A 19,169-nucleotide genomic window follows, 5' to 3' on the forward strand; every position below is an offset into this window, starting at 1 on the left:
CTGGCCCCCGCAGTACTCAGGTGACCGCCCATGAATGACTTACAGATCGACGACATTAAAACCGACGAAAACGCCGCCATGGTGTTGTTGGTGGATGATCAGGCGATGATCGGCGAAGCGGTGCGCCGCGGGCTGTCGAACGAAGAGAACATCGACTTCCACTTCTGTTCCGACCCGCATCAGGCCATTGCGCAAGCGGTGCGGATCAAGCCGACGGTGATCCTGCAGGATCTGGTCATGCCCGGCCTCGACGGCCTCAGCCTGGTGCGTGAGTACCGTAACCACCCGGCGACCAAGGACATTCCGATCATCGTCCTGTCGACCAAGGAAGACCCGCTGATCAAGAGCGCGGCATTCTCGGCCGGGGCCAACGATTATCTGGTGAAATTGCCGGACACCATCGAACTGGTCGCGCGCATCCGCTATCACTCGCGCTCGTACATGACGTTGTTGCAGCGCGACGCGGCGTACCGCGCGCTACGGGTCAGCCAGCAGCAACTGCTCGACACCAATCTGGTGCTGCAACGTTTGATGAACTCCGATGGCCTGACCGGGCTGTCAAATCGCCGCCATTTCGACGAGTACCTGGAACTTGAGTGGCGCCGTTCGCTGCGTGATCAGAGCCAGTTGTCGTTGCTGATGATCGACGTTGATTACTTCAAATCCTATAACGACAGCTTTGGCCACGTTGAAGGGGATGAGGCGCTGCGCAAGGTGGCGACGGCGATCCGCGACGCCAGTGCGCGACCGTCGGACTTGCCGGCGCGTTATGGCGGTGAAGAGTTTGCGCTGGTGTTGCCGAATACCTCGCCGGGCGGCGCGCGGCTGGTGGCCGAGAAGCTACGGCAGACCGTGGCGTCGCTGAAGATTCCGCACAATACCCCGGCGGAAGGGGCGAGCCTGACGATCAGTATTGGTCTGGCGACCATGGTGCCGCAGGCGGGTAGCGATTGTCGGTTGCTGATTTCGGCGGCGGATCGTGGCCTGTATCTGGCCAAGAACAGTGGGCGTAATCAGGTCGGCATCGAGTAACGGGCGGCCCTCACCCCAGCCCTCTCCCGGAGGGAGAGGGGGCCGACCGAGGTGTCTGGCGCTGTACATCGACCTGATCGACCGAATCGATCATGGATCTTCAAGCGTGGCGATTCCGGATTCGGCATAACCATTTCAAGTCGGCGTACCTCTCGAATATCCCCCAATCAGTCCCCTCTACCTCTGGGAGAGGGCTAGGGTGAGGGCAGGCCCACACGCCAATTTCCGCATGAAAGCCTTGGCGATCATGGATTCGGCAAAGCCCTTTCACGTCGGCGTATCTCCCGAACATCCACCGATCGGTTCCCTCTACCTCTGGGAGAGGGCTAGGGAGAGGGCTAGGGTGAGGGCAGGCCCATACGCCAATTTCCGCCTGAAAGCCTTGGCGATCTTGGATTCGGCAAAGCCCTTTCACGTCGGCGTATCCCTCAAATATCCCCCAATCAGTCCCCTCTACCTCTGGGAGAGGGCTAGGGTGAGGGCAAAGGGTTTAATGATCCCCACACCCGCCAGACGGGCTGCCGTCACAGCCTGATTACGTTATACTCGCCGGCTTTCAAAAGTTCGCCAACGAGTGCTGCCCGTCATGGAAATCAACCCGATCCTGAACACCATCAAGGACCTGTCCGAGCGCTCCGAAACTATTCGGGGGTATCTTTGACTACGATCAAAAGCATGAGCGTCTGACTGAAGTCAATCGCGAGCTTGAAGATCCGAGCGTCTGGAACAAACCTGAATACGCCCAGGAACTGGGCCGCGAGCGCGCCGCGCTGGCACAGATCGTCGATACCCTCGACGAACTGAACGGCGGTCTGGCCGATTGCCGCGACCTGCTGGACATGGCCGTCGAAGAAAACGACGAAGGCGCAGTGGGCGATGTCGTCGCCGAGCTGGCCCGTCTCGAGGAAAACCTGGCCAAGCTGGAATTCCGTCGCATGTTCAGCCATGAAATGGACCCGAACAACGCGTACCTGGACATCCAGGCCGGTTCCGGCGGCACCGAAGCCCAGGACTGGGCCAACATCCTGCTGCGCATGTACCTGCGCTGGGCGGACAAACGCGGTTTCGACGCGACCATCATGGAACTGTCGGCTGGTGAAGTCGCCGGTATCAAAGGTGCGACCGTGCACATCAAGGGCGAATACGCCTTTGGCTGGCTGCGGACCGAGATCGGCGTGCACCGTCTGGTGCGCAAGAGCCCGTTCGACTCCGGCAACCGTCGCCACACCTCGTTCTCCGCGGTTTTCGTTTCGCCAGAGATCGATGACAAGGTGGAAATCGAAATCAACCCGGCAGACCTGCGGATCGACACCTATCGTTCCTCCGGTGCCGGTGGTCAGCACGTAAACACCACCGACTCGGCCGTACGTATCACCCACGTACCGACCAACACCGTGGTCAGCTGCCAGAACGAACGTTCCCAGCACGCCAACAAGGACACCGCCATGAAAATGCTGCGGGCCAAGTTGTACGAGCAGGAAATGCAGAAACGCAACGCCGCGTCGCAAGCGCTGGAAGACACCAAGTCCGATATCGGCTGGGGTCACCAGATTCGCTCGTACGTGCTCGATGCGTCGCGGATCAAGGATCTGCGCACCAACATCGAACGCAGCGACTGCGACAAGGTACTCGACGGCGATATCGACGAATACCTGTATGCCAGCCTGAAATCAGGGCTGTAAAAGACGCAATACAGGGCGACTGATTCACCTCGATCCCTGTAGGAGCCAGCCTGCTGGCGATCCCCGGGCCGCAAGGCCCGGAGGCAATGAACCTGATGGAATATCTAAAGACATGAGCGACCAACAACTCGACCCGCAAGCCCTGCAACAGGAAGAAAACTCCCTGATCGCCCTGCGCAAGGAAAAGCTGGCTGCCGAGCGCGCCAAGGGCAACGCCTTCCCGAACGACTTCCGCCGCGAAAACTACTGCGAAGATCTGCAGAAGAAATACGCGGACAAGACCAAGGAAGAGCTGGCAGAGGCTGCAATCCCGGTCAAGGTTGCCGGTCGCATCATGCTCAACCGTGGCTCGTTCATGGTGATTCAGGACATGACCGGTCGCATTCAGGTCTACGTCAACCGTAAAACCCTGTCGGAAGACACCCTCGCCGCGGTGAAAACCTGGGACATGGGCGACATCATTGCCGCCGAAGGCACCTTGGCGCGTTCCGGCAAGGGCGACCTGTACGTTGAAATGACCAACGTGCGTCTGCTGACCAAATCGCTGCGTCCGCTGCCGGACAAGCACCACGGCCTGACCGACACCGAACAGCGCTACCGCCAGCGCTACGTTGACCTGATCGTCAACGAAGAAGTGCGTCAGACCTTCCGCGTCCGTTCGCAAGTGATCGCGCACATCCGCAGCTTCCTGATGAAGCGCGACTTCCTCGAAGTCGAAACGCCGATGCTGCAGACCATTCCGGGCGGCGCCGCGGCCAAACCGTTCGAAACCCACCACAACGCGCTGGACATGGAAATGTTCTTGCGTATCGCGCCTGAGCTGTACCTCAAGCGTCTGGTGGTTGGTGGCTTTGAAAAGGTTTTCGAGATCAACCGCAACTTCCGTAACGAAGGCGTTTCGACTCGTCACAACCCTGAATTCACCATGTTGGAGTTCTATCAGGCGTACGCCGACTACGAAGACAACATGGACCTGACCGAAGAACTGTTCCGTGAACTGGCGCAGCTGGTTCTGGGCAGCACCGACGTGCCGTACGGCGACAAGGTGTTCCATTTCGGCGAGCCGTTCGTACGCCTGTCGGTGTTCGACTCGATCCTCAAGTACAACCCTGAGCTGACCGCCGATGATCTGAACGACATCGACAAGGCTCGCGCCATCGCCAAGAAGGCCGGCGCCAAGGTGCTGGGCTTCGAAGGTCTGGGCAAGCTGCAGGTGATGATTTTCGAAGAACTGGTCGAGCACAAGCTGGAGCAGCCACACTTCATTACTCAGTACCCGTTCGAAGTGTCGCCGCTGGCCCGTCGCAACGACGACAACCCGAACGTCACCGACCGTTTCGAACTGTTCATCGGTGGCCGCGAAATCGCCAACGCCTACTCCGAGTTGAACGACGCAGAAGACCAGGCCGAGCGCTTCATGGCGCAGGTGGCCGACAAGGACGCCGGCGACGACGAAGCCATGCACTACGACGCCGACTTCGTTCGCGCGCTGGAGTACGGCATGCCGCCAACGGCCGGTGAAGGCATCGGCATCGATCGTCTGGTGATGTTGCTGACCAACTCGCCGTCGATCCGCGATGTGATCCTGTTCCCGCACATGCGACCGCAAGCGTAAACGTTTCAGTTAAAAAGCCGCCTAAAACAGGCGGCTTTTTATTGCCTGTCTGGTACAAATGTATCAATTGGTTAATTTTGAATTAGCAGAGGAATACCTGTCGTGATCGGTGCAATAGCTCAAGAAGGTGCAGCGGGTATCGCCACTGCGGTCGCTGAAAGCGTTCAGTACCAGGGTCGCAAGGCCAGCCGACAGGGCAGTGAGCAGCGTCGACAGGACATTCTCGACGCGGCGATGAGGATTGTCGTGCGTGACGGTGTGCGTGCCGTGCGCCACCGTGCCGTCGCGGCCGAAGCCGGTGTGCCGTTGTCGGCGACCACCTATTACTTCAAGGATATCGACGACCTGCTCACCGATACCTTCGCTCAGTACGTCGAGCGCAGCGCGGCGTACATGGCCAAGTTATGGGTCAACAACGAAGGCTTGCTGCGTGAGATGGTGGTCAGTGGCGACGGCAGCCCCGAGTCACGCTCGCAACTGGCCGATGACATTGCGCGGTTGATGGCCGACTACGTGCATCGTCAATTGGTTAATCGCCGTGAGCACTTGATGGCTGAGCAGGCCTTCCGTCAGGAGGCGTTGCTCAACCCGCGTCTGGCGATTCTGGTGCGCTCGCATCAGCAGATTCTGCTGCAGGGCACTTGCCAGTTGTTTCAGGTATTGGGCTCGCGTGAACCGCAACAGGATGCCAAGGTGTTGACGGCGATTATCGGACGGATGGAATATCAGGGCCTGCTCAACGACGCCGAGCCTTTGGCCGAAGAGGACATGCTCGGCATTCTGACGCGCTACATGCACCTGGTGCTTGCATCGGTGTAACGCAATCGTTGCCGCCTGACGCCGATCCCAATGTAGGAGCTGCCGAAGGCTGCGATCTTTTGATCTTGCTTTTAAAGACCAAGATCAAAAGATCGCAGCCTTCGGCAGCTCCTACAGGGGAAAGGTGTTTCAGATTCATAGGGAGTATTGAATGAAAGCCTGGCGTGGCGTGCTGATCGCCTTGTCGTTCCTGCTGCTCAGTGGTTGTCTGGTGACTTTCAAGGAACCGCTGGCCGCCAGTGATCCTGCGCCCAAGGGCTTGCTCGGCAAATGGTCGAGCACCAATGCCTGGGGCGAGCCGATGAACCTTGAGCTGACACGCCTGGGCAACGACCGCTATCAGGCCGTCACCTGGTTCAAGGCCAAACCCCACGAACGCGAAGCCTATCCGTTCACCGTGTCGCGCCACGGCAGCCGCTGGTATCTGTCGGCGAAAGTCCCGGCGCGCTATGGCGGCCACTTCACCATCGCCGGTTTCGAGCTCACCGACAAACATGAACTGGTGGTCTACAACCTTGATCTCGAGCAGATCAATCAAGCGATCAAACAGAAAGCCCTCGACGGTCAGGCCTTCCAGACCGACGATGGCGACGGCGTGCAGGTCGACAGTAACCTCGACAAGGTCTTTGCTTACCTCGACGATCCGGCCAATTCCGATGTCTTCGTCGAAGCCGTGCGCTACCAGCGCCAGGCCCGCGCCAAATAATTCAGACCGTCATGTTTTCTACAGGAGTTTCGGGTGGACGATTACCAGCAGACGATACGCATGTTGTCCGACCGCATTGTGCTGGCGCAGACGCCGATCCGTGTGCTCGACGCGGTCAAGTGGGACGAGAACATCCGCAAGGGCTTCCTCAAGGCCAAAGGCAAGGAAATGCCGGCGGTGGATCGCGACTATTACCTCAATCGGCCGCTGAGTTTCGATTCGAGCAAGGTCAAACTGGAGTTCCAGAACATCGAGCGCGACATCACCCGCCAGCTCGGTCAGTTCAACCCGGTCGGGCAGATCATGCGGCGCATGTGCAAGGAATACCGCATGGTGGTGCGCATGCTTGAAGCGCGCGGCACCGAGGATTTCGGCCTGATCTCGCAAGAACTGTATGGCGCTGCGTCTGACGCGTTTCACGCCGGTGACCCGACCCTGGCCGACCTCGGCCTGATGATGTCCGACTACCTGAACAATATCGATGGTCGTGGCGACCTGAAGGATGAGCCGAAAATCCTCACCGCCAAGGACGCCGTGCACTTGCTGCAAACCCGTCTGAACAAGGTGTTCGGTGAGGCCGAGGAAACCATTCGCGTGTTCGAGTCCGACGGCATTGTTGCTGACGCCGCAGCGGGCGCCGATTACATCAAGATCCGCACCGACGCGATGTTCAACGACCGCGACGTGCGCGCTCTGGAAGTCCACGAAGGTCTGGTGCACGTCGGTACCACGCTCAACGGTCTCAATCAGCCGATCTGCACCTTCCTGTCCAAAGGCCCACCGTCGTCGACGGTGACCCAGGAAGGCCTGGCGATCCTGATGGAAATCATCACCTTCGCTTCCTACCCAAGCCGTCTGCGCAAACTGACCAACCGCACCCGCGCCATTCACATGGTCGAGGAGGGCGCGGACTTCCTGCAGGTGTTTGAGTTCTTCCGCGAGCAGGGTTTTGAAATGGCGGAAAGTTACGGCAACGCCAGCCGGGTTTTCCGTGGATCGACGCCGACCGGTCTGCCATTCACCAAAGACTTGTCCTACCTCAAGGGCTTTATCATGGTTTACAACTACATTCAGTTGGCCGTGCGTAAGGGCAAGCTTGAGCAGATCCCGCTGTTGTTCTGTGGCAAGACCACGCTGGAAGATATGCGTACCCTGCGCCAGTTAGTGGATGAAGGATTGGTGGTGCCGCCGAAGTATCTGCCGGACCAGTTCCGCGATTTGAACGCGTTGTCGGCGTGGATGTGCTTCTCCAACTTCCTCAATCACCTGAGCCTGGACCGGATCGAAGCCGACTACTCCAACATCCTCTAACCCAAACACAAATCCCCTGTAGGAGTGAGCCTGCTCGCGATAGCGGTGTGTCAATCAACACAAATAGCGACTGACACACCGCTATCGCGAGCAGGCTCACTCCTACAGGTTTGTTCTGTACTCCAACCGAATTTTTGCGAGGTTTCACCGGATGAGAATCCTCGGCATCTTCTGCCTGCTCCTGACCCTCGGCGGTTGCAGCTCTTTGTTGTTCTACCCAGAGCCCGGTCAGATATTCACCCCGGAAAAAGCCAAGCTCGAATTCCGCACCGTCACGCTGGTCACCGCCGATGGCTTGAAGCTCAATGCCTGGTGGCTGCCGGCCAAATCCGGCGTCGAGGTCAAGGGTACCGTCCTGCATTTGCACGGCAACGGCGGCAATCTGCCGATGCACTTGGGTGGCAGTTGGTGGCTGCCGAAAAACGGCTATCAAGTGCTGTTGGTCGACTATCGCGGTTATGGCTTGTCCGAGGGCAAACCGAGCCTGCCGGCGATCTATCAGGACATCGACGCCGCGTTCGCCTGGCTGGACAAGGCACCGGAGGTCAAAGACAAGCCGCTGATTCTGCTCGGTCAGAGCCTCGGCGGTTCAATGGCCGTGCATTGGCTGGTGCAGCATCCCGAGCGGCAGAAACAGCTGAAAGCGCTGGTACTCGACGGCGTGCCCGCGAGCTATCGCAGCGTCGGCCAATACGCCCTCAGCACTTCGTGGTTGACCTGGCCGTTCCAAGTGCCGCTGTCGTGGCTGGTGCCGGATGGCGACAGCGCGATCAACTCGATGCCGCAGCTCAACGGCGTGCCGAAGCTGATCTTCCATAGCATCGACGATCCGCTGGTGCCGCTTTCCAACGGTATCCGTCTGTATCAAGCTGCGCCGCCACCGCGCGTGCTGCAACTGACCCGTGGTGGGCATGTGCAGACGTTTGGCGACCCGGTGTGGCGTCAGGTCATGCTGCGCTACCTCGACGATCCCGAGCATTTCAACGGCCTGCGCCGCCTCGGTGAAATCCCCAATTACCCGACACCCCCGAATTCTGAAGATGAGAGTCCGCAATGACTGAAGAACGCAACGCCATCCCGCTGATCATCACCGGTATCTGCAGCATCCTCGGCACCGTCGGGGCGCTGTGGTACTACGGCTACCTGCACTTCGCCAAACCCGAGGATGCGTTGCTGCTCAACGAATTCACCATGCTCAAGACGGTGCCGGGTGAGGATTACAAGATTTCGCTTCAGCCTGCACCGCAAGTCGCGCAGTGCATCGATGGCGTGCTGGTGTTGTTCGACACCGAGCAGAAAGGCCTGACCGGCGTATTGATCAACGCGCAGAAAAAAGCGGTACGTTGCATGGGCGAAGAGACCCCGCAGAAGCTGGAGGAGTGATTCTGCAGGTTCAGCCCTCACCCTAACCCTCTCCCAGAGGGAGAGGGGACTGACCGAAGTGTTCTTTCGCTACACGCCGACCTGAAAGATTGCGTTGATTATGGATTCGGCGAAGCACTTTCAGGTCGACGCAGCTATCGAGCATCCCCCAATCGGCCCCCTCTCCCTCGGGAGAGGGCTGGGGTGAGGGGCCGCGATTTCAGCCCGCACAAAAAAGCCCCGCCTGATCCATCGTGTCGAACACAAATTCTGAAAGCACCACAAATCGGCTCCCTCTCCCTCGGGAGAGGGCTGGGGTGAGGGGTTGCGATTTCAGCCCACACAAAAAAGCCCGGCCTGATCCATCGTGTCGAACACAAATTCTGAAAGCACCACAAATCGGCTCCCTCTCCCTCGGGAGAGGGCTGGGGTGAGGGGTCGCGATTTCAGCCCGCACAAAAAAGCCCCGCCTGATCACTCAGGCGGGGCTTTTGCGTTACAGCAGGGCGCTTAGTTCGAGCTGACCGCCGAACGTGGCATCACTGGCTGGTTGTCGTTGGAAATGGTGACTTCCACACGACGGTTCATCGCACGGCCGGAGACGCTGCCGTTCTCTGCAACCGGGTATTCCTTGCCATAACCCTGAGTGACGATGCGCGCTGGATCAACGCCCATTTTCACCAGTGCGGTGCGCACGGAGTTGGCGCGACGCTCGGACAGCGACTGGTTGTGGCTGGCAGAACCGGTGCTATCGGTGTAACCCTCGACGATCACTTTACGATCCGGGTTTTCCTGGAGGAATTGCGCCAGTTTGTTGATGTTCACCAGACCGCTGGATTTCAGGTCGGCACGGTCGGTGGCGAACAGCACGTCACCGAAAGTCACCAGCGTACCGCGATCGGTCTGCTTGGCATTCAGGCTGTCCTGCAGCTGTTTGATCTGCTGATCACGCGCATCCAGACGCGCCTGGGCACGTTGGGCGGCAGCGTTCTTCAGATTGTTTTCAGCGGTGCGCAGGGCGATGGTCTGCTTGGCCACTTCCACACGCTGGTTGGTCAGGTAGGCCAGTTGGTCAACCTTGGCGGCGTCTTGCTTGTCCAGATACGCCTTGTCGGCCTTGTCCAGGTAATCACTGGCGTCTTTGGTTTCCAGCGCCGCGACCTTGCTCGCCTGTGGGTTGGCTTGCAGGCCGGCGTAGTTGGTGCGCGCGTTTTCCAGATTCGGGTTCGGCGGGGTGGAGCAGGCAGCCAGAGCGACGCTTGCGGCCAGAAGAGCTGGGATCATCAGTTGCTTACGCATAATTTGTCGTCCTTTCTATCGATAAAAGTTTCAGCGTTGCGGTCGGGATGCGCGCTTACTGCACGGTGCGCTGACTTTCCTGACGCAGTTCCTGAACACCTTTCTGGGAATCCTTCACAGCCTGTTCGGCTTTCGCGGCCTGAGCCTTGCGTTCTGCTACACGAGCGTCCCACTCGGCTTGCTCGGACAGCGTGCGCGCTTCGTCATACTTCTTGTCGTGCATGGCGATTTCGGCTTGTTTCAGTTTGTCCTGCGCTTGCTTCATTTCGACCGCCGCGAACTCGGTACCGCCAGCGCTGACTGCGCTGTTGACTGCCGATTGGGTCACGGCGTACTGCTCGGTCGGCGGGTTACCGGCGCAACCGGCCAGTACGAAGCTGGTGCCGATAGCCAGGGCGGCCAGTTTCAGACCGCGCAAGTGCGAGAAAGTGGTTTGGTTTTTCATGGTCTTCAACTCCATTAGGCATCTCCTGAAAACAACTAAATCCATCCTGGTCGAGGAGCCGAAAGCGTCGTATCCAAGCGCGTTTTTGAAACGCTCGTTCCAGGCGTGGTTACAGCTTCCGACCGGAGGCGTTTTTCAAAAGTTCAGAAAAGATGGCCTATCGCCTAAATAATTTTTGACCGAATGGACAAGGCTCTAAAGCGGGAACTTTGGTAGGGGAGAGAGGTACGCGCGCGGGGTTCTACGACGCCAAAAACACATCGATTTTCAGCTTGAAATACGATCCCTGTAGGAGTGAGCCTGCTCGCGATGGCGTCGTATCAGACAACAAAAATGTTGAATGAAAAACCGCTATCGCGAGCAGGCTCACTCCTACAGTTTGATCTAGGTTGGGTCAGTGTTTTTGCTTGCCTTCAACGGCCGAGAGGTCATGCAAATGCCGCCGTGACAGCGCCAGAAAACGCGGCGTAGGCCCGACGTCCTCGTACAGCGGATCACCTTCCTCATCCGTCGCCACCACCGTCGAACCCTTCACATACGGCAGGCTCGCTTCGAACTCTTCAAGCGCTGCGCCAATCAGTTCGCCGAGCAGTTCTTCGGCATGCCGTTTAGGGTACATCTCGGCAATCGCGGCCAGTCGCGCAGCCGCCTCAACGTCCAGATGAATCGTGTAGCCAGTGTCAGTCAGGCGACCTTTGGCGTTTTCTTCCCAATGCTGGGCGAGTTCACGAATTTTCATGATGACCTCATTTCGCACCTGCTCATGGCAGGTCTGGGTGAGTGTCCGCCGGGGCCGGCGGCAAGCCGTTGTGCGGCTTACTGTTGAGACTAGCTTTCGCCAACAAGGTTTAAAGTCCCTTGGTCGGATGCTTGTAAGAAGCGGCGTAGAGCGGCACTCTCTAGGTCATGCACTTGTTTCTAAGCCGTCCGGATTACTGCTGGGGAATTGCTGATGACCGATATTGATGCACGCTTGCGCGAAGACGTTCACCTGCTCGGAGAGCTGTTGGGCAATACGATTCGAGACCAGTACGGCGAGGCGTTTCTCGACAAGATCGAGCAGATTCGCAAGGGTGCCAAGGCCGATCGGCGTGGCTCGATGGACGCCGAACTGAGCGCCAGCCTCAATCAATTGAGCGAAGACGAACTGCTGCCGGTGGCGCGGGCGTTCAACCAGTTTCTCAATCTGGCGAACATCGCCGAGCAGTATCAGTTGATTCATCGGCGCGAAGAGTCGCAGCCGGCGCCGTTCGAGTCCCGTGTGCTGCCGCAATTGCTCGCCCGTTTGCGCAACGAAGGTCACAGCGCTGAATCGCTGGCGCGGCAACTGGCGCGGCTGGAGATCGAACTGGTGTTGACCGCGCACCCGACCGAGGTGGCGCGGCGCACGCTGATCCAGAAGTACGACGCGATCGCCGGGCAACTCGCTGCGCAGGATCATCGCGACCTGACCAGCGCCGAACGTGAACAGATTCAGAACACCCTGCAACGCCTGATCGCCGAAGCCTGGCACACCGAAGAAATCCGCCGCACGCGACCGACGCCGGTCGATGAAGCCAAGTGGGGTTTCGCGGTGATTGAACACTCGCTGTGGCAGGCGATTCCCAACCATATGCGCAAGGCCGACAAGGCTTTGCATGAAGCGACCGGCCTGCGTCTGCCCTTGGAAGCGGCACCGATTCGCTTCGCGTCGTGGATGGGCGGCGACCGCGACGGCAACCCCAACGTCACCGCTGCGGTGACCCGTGAAGTGTTGCTGCTGGCGCGCTGGATGGCCGCAGATCTGTACTTGCGCGATGTCGATCACCTCGCCGCCGAACTGTCGATGCAGCAGGCCAGCGATGCGCTCAAGGCCAAGGCTGGCGACAGCGCTGAACCGTACCGTGCGGTGCTCAAGCAATTGCGCGAACGTCTGCGCGCGACGCGCAACTGGGCACACGCCGCGCTGACCGCACCGACGCCTGCGCCGGCCGATGTGCTGCACAACAACCGCGATCTGCTCGATCCGCTGGAGCTATGTTTCAACTCGCTACACGAATGCGGCATGGGCGTGATCGCTGACGGCCCGTTGCTCGATTGCCTGCGCCGGGCGGTGACCTTCGGCCTGTTCCTCGTGCGCCTCGATGTGCGTCAGGACTCGTCGCGCCACAGTTCGGCAATGACCGAAATCACCGATTACCTCGGTCTTGGTCGCTATGAAGATTGGGACGAAGAACAGCGCATCGCGTTCCTCACCCGCGAGCTGAGCAACCGTCGGCCACTGCTGCCGGCGCATTTCAAACCGTCGGCCGACACCGCCGAAGTGCTTAACACCTGCAAGGAAATCGCCGCGGCACCGGGCGCTTCACTCGGCTCCTACGTGATCTCCATGGCTGGCGCCGCTTCCGATGTGCTCGCCGTGCAACTGCTGCTCAAAGAGTCCGGCGTGCTGCGGCCGATGCGCGTGGTGCCGCTGTTCGAAACCCTCGCCGACCTCGACAACGCCGGGCCGGTGATGGAGCGGTTGTTGCTGCTTCCAGGTTATCGCGCACGGCTGCAAGGCCCGCAGGAAGTGATGATCGGCTACTCCGACTCGGCCAAGGACGCTGGCACCACGGCGGCGGCCTGGGCGCAATATCGTGCGCAGGAACGCTTGGTGGAAATTTGCCGCGAGCAACAAGTCGAACTGCTGCTGTTCCATGGTCGCGGCGGCACCGTGGGCCGTGGCGGTGGCCCGGCGCACGCGGCGATTCTGTCGCAGCCACCGGGGTCGGTGGCGGGGCGTTTCCGCACCACCGAGCAAGGAGAAATGATTCGCTTCAAATTCGGCTTGCCGGACATCGCCGAGCAAAATCTCAATCTCTATCTGGCAGCTGTGCTTGAAGCGACATTGCTGCCACCACCGCCGCCAACCCCGGAATGGCGCCATCTGATGGATGAATTGGCGGCTGACGGTGTCAGTGCTTATCGCCAGGTGGTGCGGGAAAACCCGCAATTCGTAGAGTACTTCCGCCAGTCCACACCCGAACAGGAATTGGGCCGTTTGCCGCTCGGTAGTCGCCCGGCCAAACGTCGCGCGGGCGGCATCGAAAGCCTGCGGGCGATCCCGTGGATCTTCGGCTGGACGCAAACACGGTTGATGCTGCCGGCGTGGCTCGGCTGGGAGTCGGCGCTGAGCAAAGCACTGGAACGCGGTGAAGGCGAACTGCTCGGGCAGATGCGCGAGCAATGGCCGTTCTTCCGCACCCGTATCGACATGCTGGAAATGGTCCTGGCCAAGGCTGATGCGGACATCGCACTGTCCTACGATCAGCGTCTGGTGGAGCCGGACTTGCTGCCGTTGGGCGCGCAGTTACGCGACCTATTGTCGCAGGCGTGCACGGTGGTGCTTGGCCTGACTGGCCAGTCGCAGCTGCTGGCACATAGCCCGGACACCCTTGAATTCATCCGCTTGCGCAACACCTACCTCGACCCGCTGCATCTGTTGCAGGCCGAACTGCTGGCCCGCTCGCGGCAGCAGGATGTCGAGCAGGGCAGCCCGGTGGAACAGGCGTTGCTGGTGTCTGTGGCGGGGATTGCCGCCGGTTTGCGAAATACCGGCTAACGTTTTTGTCGTGTCGCACGGCACCGGCAATAAAGGGCGGATGCCGCTTTGCCTGACGGCGCAAAGTGCCGCCAGGCGACAGTTAATGATGGGGTTGCGACTTGGGTTACCGCGTCGCGAGGTCGCGGGGGGCGTCGGTTTCTCCGACTTTTGGCGTCTTGTGTGGGCGCAGCCTGCTGTGTATCTTGATCAGCCTTTGGCCGTTTGTGCGGCCACGACCCGTATTTTCAGGATTCGTCCCAAGCGGCGAATCCTTTGTTTTGTAAAAGCTTTTTATAAAAAAATTGAGGAGCACATCTAATGCGCGTCATTCTGCTGGGAGCTCCCGGGGCCGGTAAAGGTACTCAGGCTAAGTTCATCACCGAAAAATTCGGCATTCCGCAAATCTCCACCGGCGACATGCTGCGTGCAGCGGTCAAGGCTGGCACTCCACTGGGCGTTCAAGCCAAGAGCATCATGGATGCCGGCGGCCTGGTGTCGGATGACCTGATCATCGCACTGGTTCAGGATCGTATCGCTCAGCCTGACTGCGCCAACGGCTTCCTGTTCGACGGTTTCCCGCGCACCATTCCACAGGCTGAAGCACTGGTTACTGCCGGCGTTGAACTGGACGCGGTAGTTGAAATCGCTGTTGAAGACGAAGAAATCGTGCAACGCATCGCCGGTCGTCGTGTTCACGAAGCCAGCGGCCGCGTTTACCACATCGTCTACAACCCGCCGAAAATCGCTGGTAAAGACGATATCACCGGCGAAGAGCTGGTACAGCGCAAGGACGACACCGAAGAAACCGTGCGTCATCGCCTGTCGGTCTACCATTCGCAGACCAAGCCTTTGGTGGAGTTCTATCAGAGCCTGTCCGCCAAAAACGCTGGCAAGCCCAAGTACAGCCACATCCCGGGCGTTGGTTCGGTCGATGCGATCACCGCCAAGGTGCTGGCCGCGCTGAGCTGAAAAGTCTGATCGGCTGCATCATCCACGGCCCGCTTGCGGGCCGTAGTTGTTTATACTGACGCACTTTTCCCCACCCCTGTTTTGGAAACATCGATGAGTACCTTGCTGGCCCTGGACACCGCGACTGAAGCTTGCTCCGTTGCCTTGCTGCATGACGGCAAGGTCACGAGCCATTACGAGGTGATCCCGCGCCTGCACGCGCAGAAGCTGCTGCCGATGATCCAGCAACTACTGGCCGATGCCGGCACCACGTTGCAAGCGGTCGATGCGATTGCCTTCGGTCGCGGACCGGGCGCGTTTACCGGCGTGCGGATTGCCATTGGTGTGGTGCAGGGGCTGGCGTTCGCGCTGGATCGTCCAGTGCTGCCGGTGTCCAACCTGGCGGTGCTGGCGCAGCGTGCGTTGCGTGAGCACGGTGTCGGCCAGGTCGCGGCGGCCATTGATGCGCGGATGGATGAAGTGTACTGGGGCTGCTACCGAGAGACGGCAGGGGAGATGCGTCTTGTTGGTGCCGAAGCGGTACTGCCCCCGGAAGTCGCGACGCTGCCGGCCGATGCCAGTGGCGACTGGTTCGGTGCCGGCACCGGTTGGGGTTATGCCGAGCGCATCGCCGTAAATCTGAAGGGCTCCGACGCCGGCATGCTGCCCCACGCCGAAGACCTGCTGGCCCTGGCGCGCTTCGCCTGGGAGCGCGGCGAGTCGATCCCGGCGGACGACGCACAACCGGTTTACCTGCGCGACAAAGTCGCCACGCCCAAGGCTCGCTGAGCCTTTAAAAGATCGCAGCCTTCGGCAGCTCCTACAGAGATTGCATTCCAACTGTAGGAGCTGCCGAAGGCTGCGATCTTTTGATCTACTGTCGCCAATCGTCAGTTTGTAACCCCTCGCTTTAAACCTTTTGCGCTTTATGTGTTCTAGTTATCACTCGGCGGTTTGCTAAGTCGGTCAAGTGCCGCTAAATTGCCATCATCGATACCGAGCATGAAATTATGCGTATAGACGGCCTTTCCTCTCAGTCCTACCCCATCAAGCGCAAGCCTCGCAAAGGCAATGTGGCGCTGGATGAATCCGTCGACGATATCGACGGCGAGCTGGAGTTTCCGACCGAAGAGCAAATGGCTGCACGCGCTGCTGCCAAAGCCGCCGCGCAACGCCTGAGCAATCTGCCTGCCCGTCAACAAGACATGATTTACCACCGTGCGATGAAAAAAAGCGTAGCCATGGCCCTGGCCAGCTACCTGAGCACTGCCGGTTTTGTCGATTGGGATGCAGACGTGCTGGGCCTCGATCTGTACATCTGATGGATCTGCCTTACTACCTCGGTTGCCCGTCCTGGAGCGAAAACGCCTGGCGCGAGTATCTGTACCCGGTAGACGCCAAAACCTCCGATTTCCTCGGTCTCTATTCGCAAGTGTTCAATGCCGTTGAAGGCAACACGACCTTCTACGCCAGCCCTTCGCCCGCCACCGTGCAGCGTTGGGCCGAGGTGATGCCCGAACACTTTCGCTTCACCGCCAAATTCCCCGGCGACATCAGCCACAGCGGCGACCTGCGCGAGCAGCTGACCGCAGCCGAAACCTTTCTGCAATTACTCAAGCCACTCGGCCAGCGTGTCTCGCCGTTGTGGCTGCAATTGTCGAAAAGCTTCACACCGCAGCGGCTGCCGGAACTGGCGGCGTTCATTGATGCGCTGGACTGTCCGTTGGCGGTCGAAGTGCGGCATGAGCAGTTCTTCGCCAAGGGCGAGAGCGAACGCCTGCTGAATCGCTTGTTGCTCGACCGTGGTGTCGAGCGCATTTGCCTTGATCCACGTGCGCTGTTCAGCTGCCTGTCGACCGAATCTTCGGTCATCCACGCGCAATCGAAAAAGCCGCGAGTGCCGACGCGTCCGGCGGCGTTCACGCAATTCCCGCAAGTGCGCTTCATTGGCCATCCCGAACTTGAGGCCAACGACACGTTCCTCGTGCCGTGGGTGGCGAAAATCGCCGACTGGATCGAAGAGGGCCGCGCGCCGTACATCTTCCTGCACACCGCCGACAACCTGTTGGCGGCGAAACTGGCGCAACGTTTTCACGCACAATTGATGCAACGTTTGCCTGGCCTGCCAGCGCTGCCTGAGCTATACAGAGAACCCGCCGCCGAGCAGCTTGACCTGCTCTGAGGCGGAATTTTTCCTGCCCGGGAGCCTGCCGATGGACGCCTCAGCCCTTCAAGAACAAACCCGTAAGGCCCACGCCTTCAAAGCCCTGCATGAACGTTCGGGGATTTTCGTCATTCCCAATCCGTGGGACGCCGGATCGGCAAAAATGCTCGCGAGTCTCGGCTATCAGGCCTTGGCGACCACCAGCGCTGGCTATGCGTTTTCCCAGGGCAAGGCTGACGGTGCGTTGAGCCTTGATGAGACACTGGCCAATGTCCGCGCGATTGTTGCCGCGACGGATCTGCCAGTGGCGGTGGATCTGGAAAACGGTTTTGCCGATGATCCGGCCGAGGCCGCAAAAAGCCTGATTCGTGCAGCAGAGGCGGGTGCGGTTGGTGGTTCGATCGAAGACGCGACGGGCCGCCCGGATGCGCCGATTTATTGCTTCGAACATGCCGTGGCCCGAATCGAAGCGGCCGTCGCGGCGGTGCGCACGCTGCCATTTCCCTTCATCCTGACTGCCCGCGCGGAAAATTATCTGCACGGCAATCCCGACATCAACGACACCATCCGCCGCTTGCAGGCCTTCGCCGAGGCCGGCGCAGACGTGTTGTACGCGCCTGGTTTGCGCAACGCCGAAGAAGTACTGGCAGTGGTGCGCGCGGTGGCGCCGAAACCGGTCAATGTGCTGATGTCCGGTGGTTTGAAACTGACTGTGCAGGAACTTCAAGAAATGGGCGTGCGCCGCATCAGCACCGGTTCGGCACTGGCATTGGCGGCTTTCGGCGAATTTTTCCGCGCCGCTGAAGAGATCCAGCAATCCGGCACCTTCGGCTTTACTTCGCAGTCGATGCCGTACGCCAGGGCCAATCAGTTCTTCAAAGGCTGAGCATGGGGCGATGGATTGCACTCACCGTGCTGCTGATCACCGGCGGCGGCTCGATCAGTGTCTGGCGCGGTTGGCTTGAAGTCCCGCCGCAGTGGAATCCGTGGGCACCGCTGGACGTGCAAGCCGCGCCTAACTGGCTGACCGGTTACAAGCTGATGCGCTTGCGCAGTGATCCTGAACTCTGCGCCCAGGCGTTAAGCAGCTCCAAACTGCGCGTCACACGTCAATCCGACAGCCCTGACGCCAAATGTCCGCTGATCGGTGCCCTGCGTGTGCAAGGCGGTGAGGTGGCGTTGAGCAGCAGTTTCCTCGCCAGTTGTCCGCTGGCGGTGGCCTACGCGATGTTCGAGCACCATTCGCTGCAGCCCGCCGCTCAGTCTGTGTACGGCCAGAAGGTCGCACGCCTCGATCACCTCGGCAGCTTCGCTTGTCGCAATGTCTACAACCGCGAGAGCGGAGCGCTCAGCCGTCATGCCAGTGCCGATGCGCTGGACATTGCCGGGTTTCGTCTGGCCGACGGCCGTAGCATCAGTGTGCTCAAGGATTGGCCCAAGCAAAATCAGGACGCGCAGTTTCTCCGTCAGGTGCGCGATGGCGCCTGCGAGGCGTTCAGTGTGGTGTTGAGTCCGGATTACAACGCCGCCCACCGCAATCATTTTCATGTCGATGTCGGGCGTTGGAGCGTGTGTCGCTGAGGGTTACGCGGCGAGGCGCAGGTTCTGCAGAACGATCGGGCGGGCCCAGCCGTTATCGAAGTCCAGCGCCTTCTGTTGCTCGACGATTTCTTCCGGCGGGAACGGCGGGTAGGGCTTTTGCAGCAGGTCAAGGTCGAACTCGGCAATCGGCAGGTACAGCGGCTTCTTCTGCGGCGCCGGGCCCGGCTCTGGAACGGGTTGACCATTGTTGATCACCACCGGACGCACCCAGCTGCTGTCGAAATCCTGTTGCTCTTGCTGAGCTTTCAGTTCTTCTGGCGGGAACGGCGGGAAGGGTTTGTCCAGCAAGTCCATTTCGAATTCGGCGATCGGCAGGAACAGCGGTTCCGGCGGACGCACCTCGGTTTCCACCACATCACACTCGCGCTGGCTGACGATGTGCGCGTGCAGCTCGCTGCCGATGGTCGGCTCTTCCGGGCTGCTCAGGTCAACCGGCGGAAACGTGCCGCAGGCAGGCACCACTTCACTCGTCTGTTCGGCCAGCGCCTGGGCAAAGAAATCCTGCCACAGATGACTGACGCCGCTCAGTGCTTGAGTGTTGTGACGGCTAAAGTCGCCATGGGGCGAGATGTAGCCAATCGATGTGGGAAGAATGCCTGACATTTTTTTCGGTTGACGC

The 19,169-nt window shown here is 59.7% G+C and carries 20 protein-coding genes; 16 read left to right on the top strand and 4 right to left on the bottom strand.

Features of this window, described 5'->3' with window-relative positions; translation table 11 throughout:
- Positions 1-30 precede the first annotated feature (30 nt).
- The 8 genes from U6037_RS05305 (at position 31) to U6037_RS05340 (ending at position 8,548) form a co-directional block, all read left to right on the top strand.
- Positions 31-1,032 (top strand): PleD family two-component system response regulator, encoded by a 1,002-nt coding sequence (locus U6037_RS05305; RefSeq protein ID WP_322846044.1) that lies wholly within the window; start codon positions 31-33, stop codon positions 1,030-1,032.
- Positions 1,033-1,618: 586 nt separating this feature from the next.
- Positions 1,619-2,714 (top strand): peptide chain release factor 2 gene (gene prfB, locus U6037_RS05310; RefSeq protein ID WP_102900567.1). Its coding sequence is split into 2 segments (ribosomal slippage): positions 1,619-1,690 and positions 1,692-2,714, totalling 1,095 coding nucleotides; the frame shifts between segments, so codons are not numbered across the junction.
- A 112-nt stretch (positions 2,715-2,826) separates the two neighbouring features.
- A complete protein-coding gene (gene lysS, locus U6037_RS05315; RefSeq protein ID WP_053117529.1) occupies positions 2,827-4,329 on the top strand; it encodes a lysine--tRNA ligase in 1,503 nt (500 codons plus the stop codon).
- A 114-nt stretch (positions 4,330-4,443) separates the two neighbouring features.
- Positions 4,444-5,148, top strand: a complete 705-nt coding sequence (locus U6037_RS05320; protein ID WP_322847284.1) for a TetR/AcrR family transcriptional regulator — start codon at positions 4,444-4,446, stop codon at positions 5,146-5,148.
- A 151-nt stretch (positions 5,149-5,299) separates the two neighbouring features.
- Positions 5,300-5,854, top strand: coding sequence for a hypothetical protein (locus U6037_RS05325; protein WP_322846045.1), 555 nt, complete (start codon positions 5,300-5,302; stop codon positions 5,852-5,854).
- Between the two features lie 60 nt (positions 5,855-5,914).
- Positions 5,915-7,165, top strand: coding sequence for a flavohemoglobin expression-modulating QEGLA motif protein (locus tag U6037_RS05330; protein ID WP_175559644.1), 1,251 nt, complete (start codon positions 5,915-5,917; stop codon positions 7,163-7,165).
- Between the two features lie 151 nt (positions 7,166-7,316).
- Entirely contained in the window at positions 7,317-8,222 is a 906-nt protein-coding gene (locus tag U6037_RS05335) for an alpha/beta hydrolase (protein ID WP_322846046.1), read from the top strand.
- A complete protein-coding gene (locus tag U6037_RS05340; RefSeq protein ID WP_134174866.1) occupies positions 8,219-8,548 on the top strand; it encodes a hypothetical protein in 330 nt (109 codons plus the stop codon). Before U6037_RS05335 ends, U6037_RS05340 begins: the two co-directional genes overlap by 4 nt.
- Positions 8,549-9,037: 489 nt before the next feature.
- Here the strand turns inward: U6037_RS05340 and U6037_RS05345 are convergent, their stop codons facing one another.
- The 3 genes from U6037_RS05345 to U6037_RS05355 all read right to left on the bottom strand — a co-directional run bounded on the left by U6037_RS05345 (position 9,038) and on the right by U6037_RS05355 (position 11,010).
- A complete protein-coding gene (locus U6037_RS05345) occupies positions 9,038-9,826 on the bottom strand; it encodes an OmpA family protein (protein ID WP_064120550.1) in 789 nt (262 codons plus the stop codon).
- Positions 9,827-9,881: 55 nt separating this feature from the next.
- On the bottom strand, positions 9,882-10,286 hold the full coding sequence (locus tag U6037_RS05350; RefSeq protein WP_322846047.1) for a DUF4398 domain-containing protein: 405 nt from the start codon (positions 10,284-10,286) through the stop codon (positions 9,882-9,884).
- A 379-nt stretch (positions 10,287-10,665) separates the two neighbouring features.
- Positions 10,666-11,010 carry a hypothetical protein gene (locus U6037_RS05355; RefSeq protein WP_016983304.1) on the bottom strand — a complete coding sequence of 115 codons (345 nt, stop codon included), beginning with the start codon at positions 11,008-11,010 and terminating at the stop codon, positions 10,666-10,668.
- Between the two features lie 213 nt (positions 11,011-11,223).
- Between U6037_RS05355 and ppc the strand changes: the two genes are divergently transcribed.
- The 8 genes from ppc to U6037_RS05395 all read left to right on the top strand — a co-directional run bounded on the left by ppc (position 11,224) and on the right by U6037_RS05395 (position 18,529).
- Entirely contained in the window at positions 11,224-13,854 is a 2,631-nt protein-coding gene (gene ppc / locus U6037_RS05360) for a phosphoenolpyruvate carboxylase (RefSeq protein WP_322846048.1), read from the top strand.
- 10 nt (positions 13,855-13,864) lie between these two features.
- Positions 13,865-14,155 carry a hypothetical protein gene (locus tag U6037_RS05365; protein ID WP_322846049.1) on the top strand — a complete coding sequence of 97 codons (291 nt, stop codon included), beginning with the start codon at positions 13,865-13,867 and terminating at the stop codon, positions 14,153-14,155.
- Complete coding sequence (gene adk / locus U6037_RS05370; RefSeq protein WP_008078383.1) at positions 14,155-14,805, top strand: adenylate kinase; 651 nt, start codon at positions 14,155-14,157, stop codon at positions 14,803-14,805. The genes U6037_RS05365 and adk overlap by 1 nt, the downstream gene beginning before the upstream one ends.
- A gap of 93 nt (positions 14,806-14,898) precedes the next feature.
- Entirely contained in the window at positions 14,899-15,573 is a 675-nt protein-coding gene (tsaB, locus tag U6037_RS05375) for a tRNA (adenosine(37)-N6)-threonylcarbamoyltransferase complex dimerization subunit type 1 TsaB (RefSeq protein ID WP_322846050.1), read from the top strand.
- 221 nt (positions 15,574-15,794) lie between these two features.
- Complete coding sequence (locus U6037_RS05380) at positions 15,795-16,106, top strand: hypothetical protein (RefSeq protein ID WP_150650226.1); 312 nt, start codon at positions 15,795-15,797, stop codon at positions 16,104-16,106.
- A complete protein-coding gene (locus U6037_RS05385) occupies positions 16,106-16,966 on the top strand; it encodes a DUF72 domain-containing protein (RefSeq protein WP_322846051.1) in 861 nt (286 codons plus the stop codon). The genes U6037_RS05380 and U6037_RS05385 overlap by 1 nt, the downstream gene beginning before the upstream one ends.
- 31 nt (positions 16,967-16,997) lie before the next feature.
- Positions 16,998-17,834: an isocitrate lyase/phosphoenolpyruvate mutase family protein gene (locus tag U6037_RS05390; protein ID WP_322846052.1), complete on the top strand. Its 837-nt coding sequence runs from the start codon at positions 16,998-17,000 to the stop codon at positions 17,832-17,834.
- A gap of 2 nt (positions 17,835-17,836) precedes the next feature.
- Positions 17,837-18,529 carry an extensin family protein gene (locus tag U6037_RS05395; protein WP_322846053.1) on the top strand — a complete coding sequence of 231 codons (693 nt, stop codon included), beginning with the start codon at positions 17,837-17,839 and terminating at the stop codon, positions 18,527-18,529.
- 3 nt (positions 18,530-18,532) lie between these two features.
- Here U6037_RS05395 and U6037_RS05400 read toward each other — a convergent pair whose 3' ends face one another.
- Positions 18,533-19,153 carry an energy transducer TonB gene (locus tag U6037_RS05400; RefSeq protein ID WP_322846054.1) on the bottom strand — a complete coding sequence of 207 codons (621 nt, stop codon included), beginning with the start codon at positions 19,151-19,153 and terminating at the stop codon, positions 18,533-18,535.
- Positions 19,154-19,169 lie beyond the last annotated feature (16 nt).

It is taken from the genome of Pseudomonas sp. B33.4 (genome assembly GCF_034555375.1).
Lineage (GTDB): Bacteria > Pseudomonadota > Gammaproteobacteria > Pseudomonadales > Pseudomonadaceae > Aquipseudomonas.

Bases quoted from the DNA above. Each gene is read 5' to 3' on its own strand.
- U6037_RS05335 (WP_322846046.1), top strand. From the start codon at position 7,317: ATGAGAATCCTCGGCATCTTCTGCCTGCTCCTGACCCTCGGCGGTTGC.
- U6037_RS05385 (WP_322846051.1), top strand. From the start codon at position 16,106: ATGGATCTGCCTTACTACCTCGGTTGCCCGTCCTGGAGCGAAAACGCC.
- adk (WP_008078383.1), top strand. From the start codon at position 14,155: ATGCGCGTCATTCTGCTGGGAGCTCCCGGGGCCGGTAAAGGTACTCAG.
- U6037_RS05355 (WP_016983304.1), bottom strand. From the start codon at position 11,010: ATGAAAATTCGTGAACTCGCCCAGCATTGGGAAGAAAACGCCAAAGGT.
- U6037_RS05380 (WP_150650226.1), top strand. From the start codon at position 15,795: ATGCGTATAGACGGCCTTTCCTCTCAGTCCTACCCCATCAAGCGCAAG.
- U6037_RS05325 (WP_322846045.1), top strand. From the start codon at position 5,300: ATGAAAGCCTGGCGTGGCGTGCTGATCGCCTTGTCGTTCCTGCTGCTC.
- U6037_RS05350 (WP_322846047.1), bottom strand. From the start codon at position 10,286: ATGGAGTTGAAGACCATGAAAAACCAAACCACTTTCTCGCACTTGCGC.
- U6037_RS05340 (WP_134174866.1), top strand. From the start codon at position 8,219: ATGACTGAAGAACGCAACGCCATCCCGCTGATCATCACCGGTATCTGC.
- tsaB (WP_322846050.1), top strand. From the start codon at position 14,899: ATGAGTACCTTGCTGGCCCTGGACACCGCGACTGAAGCTTGCTCCGTT.
- U6037_RS05390 (WP_322846052.1), top strand. From the start codon at position 16,998: ATGGACGCCTCAGCCCTTCAAGAACAAACCCGTAAGGCCCACGCCTTC.
- U6037_RS05345 (WP_064120550.1), bottom strand. From the start codon at position 9,826: ATGCGTAAGCAACTGATGATCCCAGCTCTTCTGGCCGCAAGCGTCGCT.
- lysS (WP_053117529.1), top strand. From the start codon at position 2,827: ATGAGCGACCAACAACTCGACCCGCAAGCCCTGCAACAGGAAGAAAAC.
- U6037_RS05305 (WP_322846044.1), top strand. From the start codon at position 31: ATGAATGACTTACAGATCGACGACATTAAAACCGACGAAAACGCCGCC.
- U6037_RS05400 (WP_322846054.1), bottom strand. From the start codon at position 19,153: ATGTCAGGCATTCTTCCCACATCGATTGGCTACATCTCGCCCCATGGC.
- U6037_RS05330 (WP_175559644.1), top strand. From the start codon at position 5,915: ATGTTGTCCGACCGCATTGTGCTGGCGCAGACGCCGATCCGTGTGCTC.
- U6037_RS05395 (WP_322846053.1), top strand. From the start codon at position 17,837: ATGGGGCGATGGATTGCACTCACCGTGCTGCTGATCACCGGCGGCGGC.
- ppc (WP_322846048.1), top strand. From the start codon at position 11,224: ATGACCGATATTGATGCACGCTTGCGCGAAGACGTTCACCTGCTCGGA.